At 36.5% G+C, this 20,928-nt stretch carries 18 protein-coding genes and 1 pseudogene; 1 reads left to right on the top strand and 18 read right to left on the bottom strand.

The window, feature by feature from the left end:
• The 18 genes and pseudogenes from JCM9152_RS12735 to JCM9152_RS12655 all read right to left on the bottom strand — a co-directional run.
• A pseudogene (locus JCM9152_RS12735) lies at positions 1–277 on the bottom strand (DUF4351 domain-containing protein); the annotation flags it as partial.
• A 296-nt stretch (positions 278–573) separates the two neighbouring features.
• The gene (locus JCM9152_RS12730; protein WP_035344828.1) at positions 574–1,584 is read right to left on the bottom strand and encodes an NAD-dependent epimerase; all 1,011 of its coding nucleotides are present in this window, start codon (positions 1,582–1,584) and stop codon (positions 574–576) included.
• 353 nt (positions 1,585–1,937) lie between these two features.
• Entirely contained in the window at positions 1,938–3,104 is a 1,167-nt protein-coding gene (locus tag JCM9152_RS12725; RefSeq protein WP_035344826.1) for a nucleotide sugar dehydrogenase, read from the bottom strand.
• Positions 3,105–3,553: 449 nt separating this feature from the next.
• A complete protein-coding gene (locus JCM9152_RS23315; RefSeq protein ID WP_235715701.1) occupies positions 3,554–3,655 on the bottom strand; it encodes a hypothetical protein in 102 nt (33 codons plus the stop codon).
• A gap of 52 nt (positions 3,656–3,707) precedes the next feature.
• Positions 3,708–5,087 (bottom strand): O-unit flippase-like protein, encoded by a 1,380-nt coding sequence (gene wzx, locus JCM9152_RS12720; protein ID WP_035344823.1) that lies wholly within the window; start codon positions 5,085–5,087, stop codon positions 3,708–3,710.
• Positions 5,088–5,114: 27 nt separating this feature from the next.
• Positions 5,115–6,320 (bottom strand): O-antigen ligase family protein, encoded by a 1,206-nt coding sequence (locus JCM9152_RS12715; RefSeq protein WP_035344820.1) that lies wholly within the window; start codon positions 6,318–6,320, stop codon positions 5,115–5,117.
• Between the two features lie 128 nt (positions 6,321–6,448).
• Entirely contained in the window at positions 6,449–7,648 is a 1,200-nt protein-coding gene (locus JCM9152_RS12710; RefSeq protein WP_035344817.1) for a glycosyltransferase, read from the bottom strand.
• Between the two features lie 544 nt (positions 7,649–8,192).
• Positions 8,193–9,083 carry a glycosyltransferase family 2 protein gene (locus JCM9152_RS21425; protein WP_052015927.1) on the bottom strand — a complete coding sequence of 297 codons (891 nt, stop codon included), beginning with the start codon at positions 9,081–9,083 and terminating at the stop codon, positions 8,193–8,195.
• Between the two features lie 6 nt (positions 9,084–9,089).
• Complete coding sequence (locus JCM9152_RS12700) at positions 9,090–10,079, bottom strand: SDR family oxidoreductase (RefSeq protein WP_035344815.1); 990 nt, start codon at positions 10,077–10,079, stop codon at positions 9,090–9,092.
• 2 nt (positions 10,080–10,081) lie between these two features.
• Positions 10,082–11,461 carry a nucleotide sugar dehydrogenase gene (locus JCM9152_RS12695; protein WP_035344812.1) on the bottom strand — a complete coding sequence of 460 codons (1,380 nt, stop codon included), beginning with the start codon at positions 11,459–11,461 and terminating at the stop codon, positions 10,082–10,084.
• Position 11,462: 1 nt separating this feature from the next.
• Positions 11,463–12,563: a glycosyltransferase family 4 protein gene (locus JCM9152_RS12690; RefSeq protein WP_035344809.1), complete on the bottom strand. Its 1,101-nt coding sequence runs from the start codon at positions 12,561–12,563 to the stop codon at positions 11,463–11,465.
• Positions 12,564–13,184, bottom strand: a complete 621-nt coding sequence (locus tag JCM9152_RS12685; protein WP_035344806.1) for an acetyltransferase — start codon at positions 13,182–13,184, stop codon at positions 12,564–12,566. It lies immediately after the preceding gene.
• Positions 13,181–13,825 carry a sugar transferase gene (locus tag JCM9152_RS12680; protein ID WP_035344804.1) on the bottom strand — a complete coding sequence of 215 codons (645 nt, stop codon included), beginning with the start codon at positions 13,823–13,825 and terminating at the stop codon, positions 13,181–13,183. Before JCM9152_RS12680 ends, JCM9152_RS12685 begins: the two co-directional genes overlap by 4 nt.
• Positions 13,822–14,940, bottom strand: a complete 1,119-nt coding sequence (locus JCM9152_RS12675) for a DegT/DnrJ/EryC1/StrS family aminotransferase (protein ID WP_035344801.1) — start codon at positions 14,938–14,940, stop codon at positions 13,822–13,824. The genes JCM9152_RS12680 and JCM9152_RS12675 overlap by 4 nt, the downstream gene beginning before the upstream one ends.
• Positions 14,941–15,086: 146 nt before the next feature.
• The gene (locus JCM9152_RS12670) at positions 15,087–16,901 is read right to left on the bottom strand and encodes a polysaccharide biosynthesis protein (RefSeq protein WP_035344798.1); all 1,815 of its coding nucleotides are present in this window, start codon (positions 16,899–16,901) and stop codon (positions 15,087–15,089) included.
• Positions 16,902–17,320: 419 nt separating this feature from the next.
• Positions 17,321–18,091 carry a tyrosine-protein phosphatase gene (locus tag JCM9152_RS12665; RefSeq protein WP_035344795.1) on the bottom strand — a complete coding sequence of 257 codons (771 nt, stop codon included), beginning with the start codon at positions 18,089–18,091 and terminating at the stop codon, positions 17,321–17,323.
• An 81-nt stretch (positions 18,092–18,172) separates the two neighbouring features.
• Positions 18,173–18,868 (bottom strand): CpsD/CapB family tyrosine-protein kinase, encoded by a 696-nt coding sequence (locus JCM9152_RS12660; protein ID WP_035344793.1) that lies wholly within the window; start codon positions 18,866–18,868, stop codon positions 18,173–18,175.
• Positions 18,869–18,999: 131 nt separating this feature from the next.
• The gene (locus JCM9152_RS12655; RefSeq protein ID WP_235715700.1) at positions 19,000–19,590 is read right to left on the bottom strand and encodes a YveK family protein; all 591 of its coding nucleotides are present in this window, start codon (positions 19,588–19,590) and stop codon (positions 19,000–19,002) included.
• A gap of 181 nt (positions 19,591–19,771) precedes the next feature.
• Between JCM9152_RS12655 and JCM9152_RS12650 the strand changes: the two genes are divergently transcribed.
• Complete coding sequence (locus JCM9152_RS12650; RefSeq protein ID WP_035344790.1) at positions 19,772–20,683, top strand: LCP family glycopolymer transferase; 912 nt, start codon at positions 19,772–19,774, stop codon at positions 20,681–20,683.
• Positions 20,684–20,928: the final 245 nt, after the last annotated feature.

The following is a 20,928-nucleotide window of genomic DNA, read 5'->3' as shown; positions in this document are numbered from 1 at the left end:
TCGACAACCCCGATACACGTACGATCATATCCATATCCACGCCCTCTCGCAGTAAGCTCTTTGCCATTTCGCGTTTGCCTTGTTTTAGTCCTTTCTCTAACCCTCTCCGCTCATATGACACCATCACTTCCATGATCTGGTCCCCTTCCTTTCTTTTCATTTGTTTCACCTCGTTTATCAGTTGAATTTCTTCGTCTTCGGTTAATGGGAGATATGTTTCGAAAAATCCTGTGAGGAGTGTTTGCTTCGCTTGGTCGATTTCCATTCTGACTAACATTCGTAGGAATTCTTTCTTTACTTCGATTCTGAGGCCACTGAAAAAGGACAAATCACTTTTTCAGTACCTTCCATTTGATAAGCAATGACAACAAAAAAGTTAAAAATCAGAGAACACTGAAAAAGTCCTTTCTAGTAACTCAAAGAAGAGTAATGGCTCCGCTCGTTGCGCGCCTTGCTATGAGAAACCCACTCATTACAAGGCTTTCAAAATCGGACAACAGCTACGCACATTACTTAAAGGCCACTGAAAAATCAAACTTTTTTGCTGCCATTAATAAGAAGGAAGGCTCGTGATTACTTCACATTGTAATACTTTTTATACCAATCAACAAACTTCTTAAGACCTGCATCAATGGTCGTGGACGGCTTGAAGCCTGTATCCCGTTGCAGCTCATCAATATCGGCATACGTCGCCTTCACATCACCAGGCTGCATCGGCAGAAATTCCTTCTTCGCCTTGATTCCTAAATGCTTCTCTAACGTTTCAATAAAGTCCATGAGCTTCACAGGCTGATTATTCCCAATGTTATACACCTTATACGGCGCATAGCTAGAGCTCGCATTCGGCTGCTCACGATTCCAATTCGGATCAGCCTTTGGTGGCTTATCTAGCAAGCGAACAATTCCATCAACGATATCACCAATATACGTGAAATCACGCATCATCTCACCATTGTTAAACACCTTAATCGTCTTACCTTCGACAATATCCTTCGTAAATGAGAAATACGCCATATCCGGACGCCCCCACGGACCATACACGGTGAAAAAGCGCAGCCCTGTCGTCGGAATGTTATACAAATGACTATACGTATGAGCCATCAGCTCATTCGACTTCTTCGTCGCCGCATACAAGCTAACCGGATGATTCACTTCATCAGAAGTCGAAAACGGCATCTTCACATTCGCCCCGTAGACAGAGCTAGAAGAAGCATAGATTAAGTGCTTCACCTGATGATGACGGCACGCTTCTAGAATGTTCACAAAGCCTACGACATTTGAATCTACGTAAGCATGTGGGTTTTCAAGGCTGTAGCGGACACCGGCTTGGGCCGCGAGGTTTACAACTACATCGATTTCTTGATCCTCAAATTCCCGATTTAATACCTCTCGATTCACTAAGTCCACTTTATGAAACGAAAAACCTTTCAGTTTCTTTATTTGCTTCAAACGGTCATCTTTCAATTGTAAATCATAGTAGCTATTAATATTATCTAATCCAACTACTTCAAAACCTTCACTAATTAACCGTTCTAAAAGGTGCATACCAATAAAGCCTGCAGTTCCTGTCAATAAAATCTTCATCAACAAGACTCCTTTGCTCTAAGTTGTAATAGACATTGAGTCAGATTTTCCTATACATCACTTTTGCTCATTGGCACTATCACACTACTTATAATGTTTATATGTATGTTTCGTTTAATTAGTTATGCATATTTTTATAACTCATATTCAGAGGTAAAATCACCCTATACAAATCAATCAACTAATGACTAGACACCTTGTTTAATGAGGGTTTGAAATACGTATTTTAAAGGTTCATCACAAGGAATGATGCAACAACCATATTACCGCCTTATAATTTACGAACTATTCTGAAAATAAAACCCACAACAAAACCGAGGGAGCACTCACACTCCCTCAGCTCACATACAACATCAATCGCGCGCATACAAATCTCGCGTATACACCTTATCCTCGACTTCCTTCAGCTCATCAGACAGGCGATTCGCGACAATGACATCACACACATCCTTGAACGCATCAAAGTCTTTGTACACCTTCGAATTATAGAATTCGTCCTCAGGGAACGACGGCTCATAGACAACAACGTCGACACCCTTCGCCTTAATGCGCTTCATGACACCTTGGATCGCTGATTGTCTGAAGTTATCGGAATCCATCTTCATCGTCAGACGGTAAATGCCGACGACCTTTGGCTTTCGGCTTAGAATCATCTCAGCGACATGATCCTTTCTCGTCCGGTTCGCATCAACGATCGCTGCCATAATGTTATTCGGTACGTCCTCATAGTTCGCAAGCAGCTGCTTCGTATCCTTTGGTAAGCAGTAACCACCATAACCGAACGAAGGGTTGTTATAATGCGTCCCAATTCGCGGATCAAGGCCGACACCATCAATGATTTGCTGGGTGTTCAGACCTCTTACCTCGGCATACGAATCGAGCTCATTGAAGAACGCCACACGCATCGCTAAGTACGTATTGGCAAAGAGCTTGATCGCCTCTGCTTCCGTTGAATTGGTGAACAGTACGTCGATATCCTCCTTCACAGCACCTTCGACTAGCAATTGCGCAAATGTCTTCGCGCGTTCAGAACGCTCACCAACGACAATACGGGAAGGGTGTAGGTTATCGTATAAGGCCTTCCCTTCACGTAAGAACTCTGGTGAGAAAATGATATTGTCCGTGTTAAACTTCTCTCTGACAGATGCTGTATAACCGACAGGGACGGTTGACTTAATGACCATCACCGCATTTGGATTGATCGCTAAGACATTCTGAATAACAGCTTCGACCGTACTCGTATCAAAGTAATTCTTATCAGGATCATAGTTCGTTGGTGTGGAAATCACGACATAGTCAGCATCCTTAAATGCTTCTTCATTGCTTGTTGTGGCCGTCAAGTTCAATTCCTTCGTTGCTAGAAACTCTTCAATCTCATTATCGACAATCGGCGAACGTCGGTTGTTAATCATGTCCACTTTCTCTTGAACGATATCAAGAGCGAACACGTCATTATATTGCGCTAATAAAATCGCATTCGATAATCCGACATAACCGGTACCAGCTATTGTGATTTTCATCGGCCAATCTCACTTCCTTTAATCTAGTTTGAACCGTTTTGCTTGATCTTCTTCTAAATAGCTCTAGAATTATTAGGTACATCATATCATAAGTTAAACGACTTACTAACATCTATATTTCGCTCTTTCTACTGCACAATTTCAAACTAATACTTTCCTTAATACGTCTTGTTAAAATCATGTTGTTCTTCCAGTTCCCTTCTTTTCTTTTCTAGAGTGTATATTAATTGCCTTTCAATCTCTTCGAACTTTTCAATAGAGGATACATCTTGGTGGATATATCTAATTGTTTTCTTTATTGACTTAGGTAAGTTATCAAATAATTTCACAACTCTTGTCACTCCTTACGCCCAAACTTTCACCCACCCACGTAACTTATCACATGTGCGTTGTGGATCAAGCGATCCACAAGGGCATGTGGTTAGTCCATCAGAAAATATACTATTCCATTAACTGAATTCTAGGTTTAATGTCACGATAAAACTCTTCTGTTCATAAAAGTCGGTAATGAGTTGAAATAGAAATTTTACAGCCTCTGTACTGAATGGCACGTAATGAGTGTCCGAAACATCGCTTTTAAGTAAGGTGTATTTTGCAAAATAACTATTTATCCGAAGACTTATAACTTCTTAACTCTTTTATCGTCAAATAAGGCCAATACCAGTTATTATATAGTAACTGTACTAATAATATTGGAAGTAATAAACTCCATAATGTTGCATCGAAATAGTACAGTAAAAATAATTGAAGGCCTAAGACTAATAAGCTTGATATAAAGAATGATTTGTAGTGCGGTAATACATTTTTTGTTGCATTAAATGCAGTAAAAATCGATTGATTATTATACAAAAACATATATATCATAATAACTATAATTACAGGCATAGGTAATAGCTCAACATCTGAATTAATCAAATCTAAAAAAATGTTTATAGTTAAGATAAATCCTGCAAAACCAAGTATCGTAATTATATAATTAATCAGTAAAGCCTTTTTAAATATACTCTTTAAGTTGTTATATTGACTATTTACTCTGTTTGAACTAAACTGAGGCAAAAATGTATTAAAAAATGTATTTGCTACCACAGTTATTAATGTAAAAACCTGTAATACAAAGCCAAGTGACGCAGTTACATTTAACCCTAAGAAAGCTGAACTTACCACTGTGGTTGACCTTAAATTAATATAATTCGATATTGAAATTAGCCCCTGTTTATAAGTGTTGGGAAGCAACTTCCTTAGTAGTATTAAATATTCCTTTTTATCGATTTTTTGTATTAATAAGGGCTTAATAGCAGTTTTATTATTCTGATACGAATAGAAGTATTTATTAACTAAAATACGATTAATAATAATAGAAATAAAATAGGCGACGGAAACTCCAATAATCCCATAACCTAATATAAGAAACAAAATACTGAAAATTAATTGAACTAATTTTGTTATTATTAATAATTGTTGATTTTCTTTAATAGCTCCTATTCCCTTTAGAATAGCATTCCAATAAGCATATCTCATATTAAGAAATACTGCTGAAGCATATATTAACCATGACACCATGACAGTAGTCATAGAAATGTCATTCTTTGAAACAGAATAAATATAGTAAGTACCTATAGATAATAGTATTCCGAATATCAACATTCCTATCAAAAGGTAAATCAATTTAGTTGTTTTAAATAACTTTACAAACAAAGTATAATTCGGCCCTAAATCCTGTTTAATGTTTTTTTTAAATTCAGAAGATACTATATCATCTGCTCCAGCCCACACGTAGGTTACATTTCTTGATAAAGTTGTCATAAAACCAAAGTCTAAAAGTATTACTAAACCAGCAACAGCTGTAAACGTATACCATAAACCTATTTCGCTAGAACTTAAATAGGCTAATATAAATGGTAATAACAGCACATTTATTCCGTTAAATAAAAATAGACTTATATAACTCCATCTTACATCTGATTTAGTAATATTTATTCCCATGTATAAGTTACCTCTTGATAATAATTTCTAATTGAGTTCTCTTTGTTTTTGTATCGAATACGCAATTACAATAGCAAAAACAATAACAAAATAATATGTTCTCATTTGATTTCCCATTAAACCACTTATTATTATTGTACCATAAATTAAAATTGGTACTAAGGAAGTATTATATTCAAATTTACGATAGAAGAATTTTATTAAATAAAGTGAAAATAATATCAACAAAGACAGCCCGATTATTCCTAAATTCAGTAAATTTTCTATATACATATTATGTGCATTTGTTCTTGCTTTACCTTCATCATTAATTACTGAGTACAAAAGATTACTTTCACCAAGAATAAATTCAGAAGTACCTTTTCCATAACCAAAAATAAACTTATAAGGATCTTCCAACGATTTTTCAATACCAACTTCCCAGATCAAATTCCTATTATTTAAATCTAATTCCGTAATACGAGTATCCACATTATTACTAAAATTAATATTTGTAAAAATAAATATAAATAGCAGCGCAGTTAGAAACGCTCCACTAATATAAGTTAATATACTTTTCTTAGCGAACAATAAAAAGGAAATTAAAGAGACAATGCTAAAAGTGTATAAACCGCTTCTTGAATGCGTTTCTATTATAAAAAATATAATCATCAAAAGAGGTATGGCATGTAATAGCTTATAATTTTTAGTACTAATAAATTTGTATAAAAAGTACATTCCAAAGAAGCTAAGTAATATACTGAAATAATTCGGATTTAGCGAGATGTCTCCATGGTAATAAGCAAACCTTTGTGATTCTGTATAATAATTAAAATATAAATTCGGGATTCCTAAGTATAATACTATAGTATAAATAAGCCCACTCCAGGCTAAATGCTTATAAATTTCAATTACTTTATATTGTGAAAAAAGGAGTCCTAAAATAACCGATACTATAAAAAGAAGTATCATATTCAACCCTGCAGAAAAATCTTGTGTGAATGCTAAAGTGAATGAACAATAAATTAAATACAAAAACAAAAGTTTAATATAATTTATTTTGATCATATAATTAAAACTTATAAACAATGATTTCCAATTAGTAAAGCAGAATGGTATTACAAGTAATATTAAAAATACCATGCTAGTAATACCAAATTGCTCACTCAAGTAATTGCTAATAAATACTGGAAGCAATATTAATACAATTGATATTTTTTTAATGAAATTTATGTTGTAATAGGACTTATTCATCTTTGCACTCCAATTAATCAATTTCAAATATCTATATAATGGTTAAAAATTGAAAGCCTATTAGTAACTTTAATTTAGAATTAATGAATCTCACAATAAAAAACTAGTAGTTTTTTTATTGTGAACTATTAACTAAACAAATTGTCGAATTTTTTTATACTGATTCTTCGATCATATTGATCATTTTTTAAGTTTTGAATGAATTTATTTTCTAAAGATTTATCTTGGATTATTGATAATATTCCTTTTGCAAGTGATCCCTCGTCAATTTCTGTAATAATTCCATTACCCATATTGTTAATTTGTTCAGTTGCTGTATTATAATTAGTTACTACAATTGGTTTGCATAAGTATTTTGCTTCATCAACAACATTAGACTTGCCTTCAAACCTTGAGGGGTGGACAAATATATCACTTTCATTTATATATTTCATAGTGTTTAAATGAGACCCTAATAGGATAAAACTTCCTTGTAAGTTGAACTCTTCTATCATTTCCTCAACTTTAGTTTTATAAGATCCTTCTCCCAAAACAAACCATTTTATATTTAAACCTTCTTCCAATAGAATTTTACAGCACTTAATTGCAATATCCAGTCCTTTGTGAGGATCAAGTCGACATATGGTTAATAAATTAATTTGATTTTGTAGTTCTTTTTTCATTAATGTAGTATCTGCTGGTAAAGTATTGTATAAGTTCACAGGTAATAAGTTATAAATAACTTCAACCTTAGGATTAATTTCTTTAAATTCATCAATAAATATATCTTTACATTGTTCGGATACAGATAAACTCATTTCAGCCTTTGAAATATATTCACTGTCAATTTTTTTATTCCTTTTTAGAACACGATAATCAGTTCTAATCCAATTTATTTTTCTTTTAGCGTTAACACAGTCAATTATAAAATATAATGAGTGTCCACTAGAGACACCAAATGCAATATCATAATACTTCTCTAATTTAGGTAGAACTTCCTTATTCCTTTGCCAAAACTTTTGCTTACTTTCTGTCATATTGCGTTTATATACTCCAAATATAATACTTTTTAGTGTATTATATAAAAATTTAATATCTAAACTTCTGCACATTTCTAATATATACCTACTGATGTGTTTTTTCGACAAAATAGCATATCTATGTTTTTTATGAGGATTAACTAAAGATACTTCACTTGGAAGGAATTCAACTAACTTTCCACCTTCTTGTAATATAAGTAAATCAACATCATACTTTTTAAAATCTAACTCATGTAGTAGAGCAAGTAAGCTTTTTTGCGGTCCTCCAATATTAAAATTATTAATAACAAATAGTAATGATTTTTTCATTGTAATCCCCTTTCCAAAATATTATATAATTATTATAGTAAGGGATTCTAAACGTTACTTGTTCACCTCGTGGCAAATAATAATTAATACCGATTCCCCTGATTATTCCATCCCTCTAGTAGTTCTAAATCAATATCATAGGCTATTCTAGAAAGAGTACCTAAAATAATTATATTAAACCACATCACTACCTTAATGATTGTATATTCACATTTCTAACCGAGACTTAATCAAGTTGTGTCCATATATCTATACTACATTCAATAGCTTAATAGCAAGTTGTCCTAATTTTATATTTTAATTTTGCAGGGTATTTATCATCTAGCGTATAGGCTACCTTGATGGTGTTTCCGCATGTCGATGATAACAGGCTTATTGAAAAACGTTTTTTCTATTTATCTAGAAAGAATATTGCTCTGTTTATTTGCCATAGTTAGAACCATGAAACCGTAGTCTTGGTTAGTCATTCAAAAATGCAATGTTTCTCTTTTTTCGTTAAAACAAAGATGTGGTGAAGAACTTGAATTTAATATCTAAAGCATACCTAGGGTAGATATTTTTTCCACTTATAATAGACGAGTTTGCCTGGTAAATAAGTAACGGTCAACATAAGTGGTCTTTTCACTTCCCTTAAAACAGTCAAAAATGACTTATTTGCAATTCTAGCGTAGGGCCAAATAGAAATTGCATATTTGAATTGTGTCATTAAACTTCCTTTGGAACTCATCATTAACTTACAATAATGTATCATTCCCAAAGGATTTCTTAACCTTAATAAGCGTCCACTTTTAGTGAGACCATCTACTTGATATTCTGCCACACCAACTAATTCAGGTGAATATACAATCTTGTAATTATCCGCCATTTCCATTTGTAATACTGTAGGACCAACATATTTTTCTCCAACATATTCAGGATACCTGTATTCTTTAGTTACTTTATTAATATAGCAAATACACCCATCATGCTTTCCGTACATTCCATTATATTGATAAATCGTCATAACCTGATCGCTATTAATTAAACCACTTTTGGGTTTTATAACTTCGCCGTCTAGCGTTTTATAGTGAAATAAAAATCCTCCTATATCTTGAATATCTCCATACTTATCCCAGTATTTCTTAACAGTACTAACAGCTGTTGGTAACAAATAATCATCACTGTCTACAATCATAACAACAAGGGCCTTTTGACATTCTGCAAAGCCAGTATTTAAAGCCCTGGCTTTACCTCCATTTTCTTGAAATATATATTTTATATCTATAATATCTTCATTTAACATTTCTCTTACAAGAGATGCAGTTCCATCTAAACTTCCATCATCTACAATTACCCATGTAAAATTATTATCGATTTGGCCCTTTAAACTATCATATAATCTTGGTAAAGTTTCCCTCCTGTTAAAAGAAGGTGTTAATATAACTATATCACACATGAAATTTTACACCTCTCTGGTACCAATGGTTTCTTTATACCACCCAATGGCCGAAACAATCCCTCTTTCAAAACTCCACTCTGGACTATAACCCAACATTTCTTTAACCTTACTTATATCAGCATTACTGTGCTTAATATCACCCTTTCTTTCAGGGCCGAAATTGGGCTCTATGTTTTTTCCTAATGCTTTACATAACTCTCCATATATATCAATCAAATACTCTCTACCGCCATAAGCAATATTATAAGCTTGTCCAGCGGCTTCACTAGACGCATTACAGGCCTTTAGATTAGCCTCTATAACATTTTCTATATAAGTAAAATCCCTACTTTGTCTGCCATCACCATTAATAGTCGGCTTTTCATCATTTAACAATTGTTTAATAAATTTCGGAATTACCGCTGCATACGCCCCATCAGGATTTTGTCTCCTACCAAATACATTAAAATATCTTAAGCCGTATGTGTCTAATCCGTAAAGGCTTGAGTACAACCTCCCATATTCTTCATTTACCTTTTTTGTTAGAGCATATGGAGACAACACGTTCCCTTCTACTCCTTCTTTTTTCGGTAAATTCGGCTCATCACCATAGACCGAAGAACTTGATGCATAAACAAATTTCTTTACCCCATTTTTCCTTGCTGATTCCATCATATTTAGTGTACCTTTAATATTAATTTCTTCATAGACTAGAGGCATCTCAATACTACGAGGAACACTCCCCCAAGCTGCCTGATGCAAAACGAAGTCTATATCCTTACAAGCTGCATTAGATATATCTTGATCTAAGATAGTACCTTCAATAAACTCATAATTAGGATTATCTATTAGTTCTTCAACATTCTCTCTTTTACCAGTAGAAAAATCATCCAAGCCTCTAACTTTATAACCTAAATTTAAAATTGCTTCAACTAAGTTAGATCCTATAAAACCTGCCGAACCAGTAACTAAGAACTTTGAATCTTTAGGAAAAACAATATTTTCATAACCCATTATTATAGCCTCCAGTAATTATAACCCAATATTTCAGCTTCTTTTCGATCAAACATCCCTTTTAAATCAATCAGTACACAATCATTATCCATTGAAGAACTCAACTCATTTGTAGCTGATACTTCGGAAATTGCTTTTGAATCGATATATTCAGATGTCTTAAACATATTTATAATTTCTTTTAATTCGATATCCTTAAACTCTTCATGTGGAACTGCAAAAATAACTGCATCCATCCCTTGTACTTCATCAATAGTGCTAGGATGAATTTTATATTCATGCCAAAGGTCTTCTTTATCAGCCACTGGATCGATAACTTTTACTTCTATTCCGTATTCCTCTAATTCTTTGATTACATCTACTACTTTTGTGTTTCTTACATCAGGACAGTTTTCTTTGAAAGTAACTCCAAAGATAGCAACCCTTGCTCCATTAATTTGTTTTTTAGCTTTTATCAATTTTTTTACAGTACTTTCAGCGACATACTTACCCATATCATCATTTATTTTTCTACCTGATAGAATTATTTGTGAGTAATAACCTTCTTGCTCTGCTTTGTATGTTAGATAGTACGGATCTACGCCAATACAATGTCCACCTACAAGACCAGGTGAAAAATTCAAGAAATTCCACTTAGTCCCTGCGGCTTCTAAAACAGCCTTTGTATCAACATCCATTTTATTGAAGATAATAGATAGTTCATTCATAAAAGCAATATTTATATCACGTTGGGCATTTTCAATAACTTTAGCAGCTTCAGCAACCTTTATACTTTCAGCTTTAAATACACCCACATCTACGACTATTTCATAGACTTTAGCAACAATTTCTAAAGTGACCTCATCCATACCTGAAACTACTTTTATAATCGTTTCAAGTCTGTGCTCTTGGTCTCCAGGATTAATACGTTCAGGAGAGTAACCTACTTTAAAATCTACTCCATATTTTAATCCTGATTCTTTTTCTAATATTGGAACACATATCTCTTCGGTTACTCCTGGATACACAGTCGATTCAAAAACAACAATTGACCCTTTAGTTAAATTTCTGCCAAGTGTTTTGGTTGCAGATTTAACCGGAGTTAGGTCAGGAGTACGGTCGGCTTTAACTGGAGTTGGTACAGCAACGATATGGAATTTTGCGTCTCTTAATTTTGCTTCATCGCATGTGAAATCAACAGTTGTATTTTTTATTACTTCATTACCAACTTCTTTGGTAGGATCAATTCCTTGCTTGTATAATTCGATCTTTTCTTTATTAACGTCAAATCCAATAACATCTATTTTTTTAGCAAATGCAACTGCTATTGGCATACCTACATATCCAAGTCCGATTAAAGATATTTTCTCTTCTCTGCTAACAATCTTTTCATATAAGTTCATTTCAATTCTCCTCATTTACTAATGTTTGTATTTCTTGCAAATAAGCATCTATTACTAGCTTTCTATCATATTCCTCTTCCATCTTTTTACGTCCTTCTATGCCCATTTGCTTCTTTTGATGATACGGAAGTTTAATAAATTTTATAATTGCTTCGACTAAGCTTGGAACACTTCTAACCTTAAATCCTAAACCAGTAATATCATCTTCGAAGGTTTCGATACAACCTGGCACCCTAGATGCCAAAATGGGCCGACCTGTTGAAGCAGATTCAAGTAATACGTTAGCTGTTCCTTCATGATAAGACGGAAGAATTATTCCATGTGAGTTTTTTATAAAAGAATGTACATCGCTCTGCTGGCCGTGGTATTTGATTATACCCCATCCTTCTAATTCAGATAACTGTTTAGTATAGTCTTCTTCACTAGCGCCAACTAAATCAAATTCGACATTCGAGTAAATTTCTTTTACTTTTTTTGCAGCTTGAAACAATTCCTCAATTCCCTTTGCTTTCATTATACGCCCAATGAATACAAACCTTATTGTCTTATCATCACTTGGATAGTCCTCACATTTATGATGTTCTAGATTTACACCAGAACCAGGAATTAACTTCGTCTTACCTTTTACAATATTGTTATCAGCAAAGAAACTTCTATTAAACTCATTTTGAAAGAAAACACAAGTAGAGTTTTTCAACCCCAAACTATAAAGGCTAAGCGTAATCTTTTGAATTAATCCCCTATTTTCAATAGCTGTACCCAACCCTGTTATATTTGTTAAGTAAGGAACTTTTGTTATTCTACAAGCAATACCACCATATATATTAGGCTTGATTGTGTAAGTTAGTACGACATCAGGTTTAACATTTTTTATTACCTTAATATACTGTATCAAAAGTTTCATATCATTAATGGGGTTAGTTCCTCTTCTGTCTACCTTGGACTCTATATATTTACAACCTAACCTTTTTAATTTAGGAACATATTCATCATAAGGTAAAGAAACATATACATCATTTTCCTCACTAATAAGTTTTTCTAATAGTTCCTTTCTAAAATTAAATAAACCCATACCGAAATTTGTAAATACAAGAACCTTCATTTATAAAACTCTCCTCGCTGGAACACCTACATAAGTACCAGTTTCAGTTATATCCATTACTACTACAGTCCCTGCACCAACCTTGCAATTGCTCGTAATATTTACATTATTACTTACTGTGCTACCAATACCTAGCCATGACTCTTGTCCAACTTTCACCGCACCAGCTAAATGCACACCAGGTGAAATATGAACGAAATCTTCCATCACATTATCATGGTCTATCGTAGCCCCTGTATTAATAATGCATCCTTTTCCAATTTTACTGCAACAGTTAATCACTACTCCCGCCATAATAGCTGTTCCAGGTGCCACTTCAACTTGTTCAGCAATTACAGCATTCGGATGAATTAATGTAGGTAAAGTTGCCCCTTCTGCTTCAAGGTTTTGCTGTATCCTTTTTCGAACTTCATTATTACCAACACCTACAAAGATGTCACAATCATTAATATGTTTCATCGCTTCATTCGAATTTCCTACAACTTCTAATCCCATTGATAGTTTAATTTTTTCGTCATCATCTAAAAAAGCAATACTTTGCCATCTATTCATTTTTAACGCAATATCAGCTACTACTTTTCCATGTCCGCTAGCACCAATTATTAAAAGTTTATTGTTCATATTTCTATTCTTTCCTTTTCGGTTCCCTTAAAAGGCTCAATCGTAGCAGCAGTTTCTGCATTAATACCCTCTCTGACCACAACTTTTTTTATGGTCAGAAAAATTATCTTCCAATCTCCGATAAAACTGACCGTATCAACATATTTCACATCGAGATCAAATTTATCTTCCCAGCTGATAGCATTCCTACCACTTACCTGCGCTAATCCAGATAACCCAGGCCTCACATCATGACGCCGCTTTTGATGCTCATTATAAAGAGGCAGGTACTGGACCAATAATGGTCTAGGACCAATAATAGACATATCACCTTTTATAATATTGAATAACTCAGGAAGCTCATCCAGCGATGTAGAACGTAGGAACTTACCAAACTTCGTTAACCTTACACTATCCGGTAGTAACTCCCCATTCTCACATCTTTCATCTGTCATCGTTCTAAACTTGTACATCATAAAGACCTTTTCATTTAAACCCGGACGTTTCTGTTTAAACAATACCGGACTTCCTAGTTTAGTTTTCACTAAGATTGCCACCACTAAAAGAACAGGACTAAGTGCTACAATGGCAACAAATGATACTATGAGATCCATTGGTCTTTTTATAAACCTCCTATAAAATCTACCTTTTGAATTAATCATTGTTTACACCACAACCTCTTAATAATCTCAACAATTTTAGCCAAATCTGAATTAGTCATCTTTGTATCAGAAGGCAAACAAACACCATTAACAAACAACTTCTCCGATACATCATTACCAACAAAATCATACTTCTCGAAGTACGGTTGCATATGCATCGGCTTCCAAACTGGTCTCGACTCGATATTCTCAACTTCCAACGCTTCAAATATATCAATAGGTCTCACTTCACCTGTTAACGTCATCGCGCTTAACCAATAGTTTGGTTCATCCCAATCATTAACAGGCATAAACGTAACACCTTCTAGCCCTTCAAGCTCTCTTTTATAAAATTCATAAATATATTTCTTTTTTCCAACTCTTTGATTCAACACCTTAAGCTGACCTCTTCCAATTCCTGCAACGACATTACTCATACGGTAATTAAACCCTAACTCACTATGTTGAAAATGTCTCGCTTGATCTCTAGATTGTGTAGCCCAGAACCTTATTTTAGCAACCTTTTCTTCATGATTAGAAATAAGCATCCCTCCGCCAGAAGTCGTTATGATCTTATTCCCGTTGAAAGAGAAGATACCATAATCACCAAATGTTCCAGAGTGCTTTCCTTTATAATACGTTCCTAGACTTTCTGCAGCGTCTTCTATTAAGACAGCATTATATTTATTGCAAAGTTCGACAATCCGATCCATATCAGCAGATAATCCATAAAGGTGCACGACGATAACGGCCTTTACTTCAGGATATTTCTTAAAGGCTTCTTCCAACGCATCAGGGCACATATTCCATGTTTCATAGTTGCTGTCAATAAATACGGGTGCTGCATTTTGATATATAATGGGGTTGGCCGAAGCTGAAAATGTGAGTGTTGAACAGAATACCTTATCTCCTTCACCAACTCCTGCAGCTATCAATGCTAAGTGAATAGCTGCGGTTCCAGATGAAAGTGCTGCAGCTGATTTTATACCTACTTTTTCTGCTAATTCCTCTTCAAATTTATTAACATTCTCCCCTAAAGGAGCAATCCAGTTAGTATCAAAGGCTTCCTCCACGTATTTCCTCTCAAAACCTTCTTCACTCATATGTGGCGAAGATAGGTAGATGCGTTTTCCCATTTTCTAAACTTCCTTTCTAATTGTACAAGCTTTTAGTTCAGTCAATTAGTACTTCTCTTGAACGTAGGTCAATCAAACAAACTACTAATTTACTGAATTGGAACAAGTTGAAGGAGGCTGTAAATTCTACAACCTCCCTCAAAGTTTTATTGCACTAAATGCTTCAACTCACTCACGCGAAAGTTGGCAATATCCAACAGCTCTTTCCGCAAGCAATCGCGATCTTCCTCTTGGAATCGTTCCACCAAATCAAACGTCACATTAATATTCACAGGTGGTGTCTTTCCTCGGTAAATCTTCGGATACACTTGTTCATTGTGAACTTCATCGTCACTTAATAGTTCCTCAAACATCTTCTCACCAGGTCTCATCCCTGTGAAGACGATTGGAATTTCGTCCTCTGTGAAGCCTGATAGCTTAATTAAGTTGCGGGCAAGGTCAACAATCTTCACCGGCTCGCCCATGTCGAGAACGAATACCTCTCCGCCCTCTGCTAGTGCGCCTGCCTGTAAGACGAGTCGAGACGCTTCCGGAATCGTCATGAAATAGCGTACCATTTTCGGGTCGGTAACGGTGACAGGGCCACCTGCTTGGATTTGCTCCTTGAAGAGCGGGATGACACTTCCGCGGCTTCCTAAGACGTTTCCGAAGCGTACCGCGACAAAGCGAGTGTTACTGACCATATCCATATGCTGAATGATCATTTCGGCAATTCGCTTCGTCGCCCCCATGACGCTCGTCGGGTTCACCGCTTTGTCTGTTGAAATCATCACGAACGTGTTCACCTTTGCTTCACTCGCTGCCTCAGCGACATTGCGCGTGCCGATGACGTTGTTCTTCACTGCTTCCTCTGGGTTACGCTCCATTAATGGCACGTGCTTATGAGCAGCCGCATGGAAGATGACGCTTGGCTTTCTCGTTTTCATAATCGAGAAGATCTTCTCACGGTCCTGGATGTCAGCAATTTCGGTTGAGACATTTAGCTGAGGTGCATTTCTCTTCAGCTCCATTTCGATTGAGTAGATACTATTTTCCCCATGACCTAATAAGACGAGCTCACTCGGTGAGAATTTCGCGATTTGTCGGCATACTTCAGAACCGATTGAACCACCGGCTCCTGTCACGAGAATCGTGTTGCCCTTAATATATTTCTCAATTCCATCGATATCTAAATCGACAGGGTCACGACCGAGTAAGTCCTCGACCTCTACATCTCGGAACTGACTGACCGATACTTTACCGGACATAATATCTTCAATGCGCGGAAGGATTTGTGTCCTCGCCTTCGTCTTCGAGCACTCGTTGAAGATGCTGTTAATCTTTTCTCTTGAAAGAGACGGGATTGCAATAATAATTTGTTCGATTCGCTCACGATTGACAACACGCTCGATTTCAGAAATTCCGCCGACGACAGGCAAGTCGAGAATTTCGAGATTTTGCTTTGCTAAATCGTCATCAATAAAGGCAACTGGACGTAGATCTGATTCTTGGCTTTGCTGGAGCTGTCTGGCCACCATCGTTCCGCCTGCTCCTGCACCAATGATAAGTGTTTTCTTCTTATCAATGTTCGGCTTAATATATTGATCTCGAAATAAGCGCCACGAGAAGCGTGATCCACCGATAAGGAGAATATGCATCATCCACGTAATCGCAAGGGTGCGTAGAGAGATCGCCTGAAAGAAGACGAGCTGGACAACCGCTGTTAGAACGATCGTGATCGTAACCGCCTTCGCAATCCCTAGCAGCTCCGAGACACTCGCGTATTGCCACACCTTCTTATATAACTTAAAGTAATAAGCAAAGAGATGGTGCCCAATTAATAACGTAATCGAGCTCACAAACAAAAACGACGTAAAAGGGTTACCAGTAGGAGCTAGAATGAAATTACTTATAAAAATCGCCGTCAATACGATCATTGAATCGACAAACATTAAAAAAGCAACCCGTTTTCGATATGTCATTCCTTTCACCTTTCTTTCCAAGATTAGATTATGTCCTATATGAAGCCAGTATGAATTTCAAAGAACTGTGATCCATGATAAAACCTTAAGCCAGTGTTCTTTCCATCGTAAAGAGAACTCACTTAAGGCTTTATTCGTATTAAGAAGAACGCGACAGCGTCTTTCTTATGTATGTTGTACGAAGCCGTTGTAACGAGCGAAGCCAACTCACTTCTATGGAATGCTCCCGCTCACTTCCTCGGTTCTTTCTCTAATTTTATACGTTCTTATCCTTTTTAAAAGTAATGGGCATCTAACCCACCCTCACACCATACCAATGACAACGTTTGTGTCTAAGGCTTCTGCCCACAGCATGATCGAGTATCCCCATCGATATCGGCAAGGAGACATTGCCAAAGTATCATTATGCTTATCGCACGTTAGAATATGCCTAGCCATTTCTTACGTGTACGGATTCTCTCTGGTGGCTCCGCATAAACAAACTGACCTTCAATTAGTAGCTCAGCGTTCTCTTTCAATTGCATGACATAATCATAGCCAAATAGCTTCTCAACTTCATTAAGCGCTTCTGTCATTCTGAACGTTCGCTCTGATAGATTATGAGCATCAGAGGCAATGAAATGAGTGAGATTGAACTCTATTAGCTGTTCCGAGAATTTCTTAATATTTTTACCAAAATGACCGGTCACGCTTGATGTTGTCACTTGTGTTAAAGCCCCATCCTTAACAAACTCATAGAGCACATCAGGCTTCTCGATAAATACTTTGTTACGCTCTGGGTGTGCAATAATCGGAATATAGTCTTGCATACGTAATTCATAGAATAATTGTTTCGTATAACGTGGTACTTGACTCGACGGAAATTCAACAAGGAGATACTGCTGATGACCACCATAGGTTAATAGATCACCTGTCTCAAATTGACTAGTCATCTCTCCATGGATACGGATTTCTTGCGCTGGCAGGATGTCGACTGGAATCTCATGTTCCTTCAGAGCATGATTTAACTGTTCAACTGCTTCGATCACCGAATGCCCATCATTTGAGAAGGAAGGGTGATGATGATGTGGTGTTGCTACAATGGCTGTAATTCCTTCTTGATGTGCTTGCTTCGCTAACTCGATGCTTTCAGCGAGATTCTTTGCGCCGTCATCAACACCAGGCAGTATATGACAGTGAATATCAATCATCTTAACACCTTCTTTCTCTCACTCTCTTAAATTTCTCTTAAAAACAAACTTAATCGTAACATAGAAAATGTAGCAGACCAATCATTGATTAGCATAATAGTAATATTGTCCTTCGTTCACTTCCTTGTTGTTCAGGACAACACCTAAAAGACGTGCCTTCGCCTTCGTTAACAAATCTTTCGTTCTGGTTAATTGTTCCTTGTCTGTCTTTCCGCTCGATGTAACAATAATCGTTCCGTTTACTTTGCTTGCAATAATTTGTGGATCGGCAACCGCCATTACAGGTGGTGTATCCAACAGCACGACATCAAACATTTCTGTTGCTTGGCGTAGCGTAATTTCCATCATTTTCGAATTTAACAATTCGGATGGATTCGGTGGAATCGGCCCTGACGTAAGAATCGTTAAATTCTCAATCTTCGTCTGCTGACAGGCTTCCTCTAGCTCATCCTGCTTCGTCAACACATTCGTCAAACCACGACTATTAATCGTCTTAAACGTATAGTGCATCGTCGGCTTACGTAAGTCAGCATCGACTAGCAATACTCTGCTACCATTTTGCGCCATCACAATAGCAAGATTCGCAGCGGTTGTCGACTTCCCTTCTCCAGGACCTGATGACGTGACTGCAAGCGTTCTCAGTTCTTCATCAACCGCTGAAAATTCAATGTTCGTTCGAATCGTTCGGTATTGCTCAGCAATCGGTGAGCGTTTATCTGTTTCAGCTATTAAATTCCGTTCATTGTTCACTTTACTCGGTCTATTCGTTCGTGCCACTTGATCGTTCTCCTTTATCGACTAATTGATCTTACCTTTTTTCGACATGACGTTATCCATATTTGAAACAATTCCGAGAATCGGAAGCTCGGTCAAGTCTTCGACGTCTTTTTCCGTTTTGACTGTCGTATCTAAATATTCAAGTAAGAAGCTACACCAACCGCTGCCATTAAGCCTACGACAAAGGCAATCGCCATATTTAACGTTGGATTCGGCGCAACAGGTGATGGTGAATCACCGACTTCAGCATATGAGAGGATATGAACGTTATCGATATTCATAATTTCGACAATTTCGCGCTGAAACACTTCCGCTACCGTATTCGCAATAAGTGCGGCCTGTGCTGGTTGTTCATGGTCGACTGAGATTCGCACGACTTGTGAATTGTTCTGCGGACTCACACTAATCATACCTCTTAATTGACTAACTGATTCTGTTAGGCTAGCTTCCTCTATTACTTTGTCTAAAATAATCGGTTCACGAATAATTTCCGTATATGTGTTAATGATTTCAATATTTGTCCGAATTTCATTTTGACTTATTTGTTGATCACCATTCGTTTGGTTTACAAGAATTTGGGTCGAGCTTTGAAATATGGGGGTAAGAAGTAAATAACTTGCTAAAGCGCTAACGACGACCGCTACGATCGGAATTAAGATGATCAGGCGCAAATGCTTTTTGATCGTTAGCATAATATCCTTTAAACTAATTGTTTCTTCCATTTCGAATTTGAAACCTCCTACGATTAGTCACAATTGCTATGAGGATTATATCATAGATTGTCAATTTCTGTTCATGAAAATTTTGTTGAATCTCATTATTACTATAATTTATAATGAATGAGTAATCTACCTACTTTTTTTGGAAATGAGTCTAATACACGAGAGAAGGGCGTTTAAGCGTATGACAAAAAAGAAAATATTGATTTCTATCGGGATCATATTCGGAGTAATATTTTTAGCAGTTGTGGCTTATGGCTTCTATTTGTACAAATCAGTAAGTGACACAGCGAGTGAAATTCATCAGCCAATTGATCGAACGACAGAACGAAGAGAGAATGCTGTCGATATTGAGAATCAGGAGCCTTTGTCGTTTTTGATTACTGGTGTCGATTCACGCGGTGAGACACATAGCGGTCGTTCTGATACGATTATCGTCATGACTGTCAATCCGAATCAGCAATCGATCAAAATGGTCAGTATCCCTCGTGATACACGTACCGAAATCATCGGACGTGGCACGATCGAGAAGATTAACCACGCCTACGCATACGGCGGTGTTGAAATGTCGATGGACACAGTCGAGAACTTCCTTGATATTCCAGTTGATCATTATGTGAGCATTAATATGGAAGGATTCAAAGGATTAGTTGATGCGGTTGGTGGGGTAACGGTTGACAATGATTTCTCTTTCACACAAAGTGGGCATACTTTTAATGAAGGCGAAATTTATCTTGATGGCGAACAAGCATTGGCATTCTCACGGATGAGATATGAAGATCCTCGCGGCGATTTCGGCCGAAATGATCGCCAGCGTCAAATTGTCGAGGCGATGGTTCAGGAAGCCGCTCATATTGGTTCTATTACGCGAGTGGGCGAAATTCTGAATGTTGTCGGCGGTTCAGTGCGCACCGATTTATCGTTGGATGAAATGTGGAAGATTCAATCGAATTATCGCGATGCAAGGCACACAGTCGAGCAAATGCAAATTTCAGGTAGTGGGACAACCATTGATGGCATTTATTATTTCGAAGTGCCTGATGAAGAAGTCGCACGTGTTAGAGATGAGCTACGCGAGCATTTAGAGTTGGGTTAAAAGATTATGAAGAGAGCACTAGCTTATTACGAAGCTGGTGTTCTTTTTTCGTCATGATTGTCGAAAGCTGTCTGCTGTTGCATAGCGCTTACATCATAGTCGCTTATTGATGAACGCTCATACATTCGAATAGTATTTGTTCGATTTAGACCTAGTTTCTTCCTATAATACAGTTTCTTTTGATTAAGGGAGCTTGTATGTGGGGAGTGCTGTGAAGCTGTTAATGAGAGGGAGGAACAGCGTAG

Origin of the sequence: Halalkalibacter hemicellulosilyticusJCM 9152, from assembly GCF_000513115.1 — a bacterium.
Lineage (GTDB): Bacteria > Bacillota > Bacilli > Bacillales > Bacillaceae_D > Halalkalibacter > Halalkalibacter hemicellulosilyticus.
This window is presented reverse-complemented; position numbering and strand designations above follow the sequence as displayed.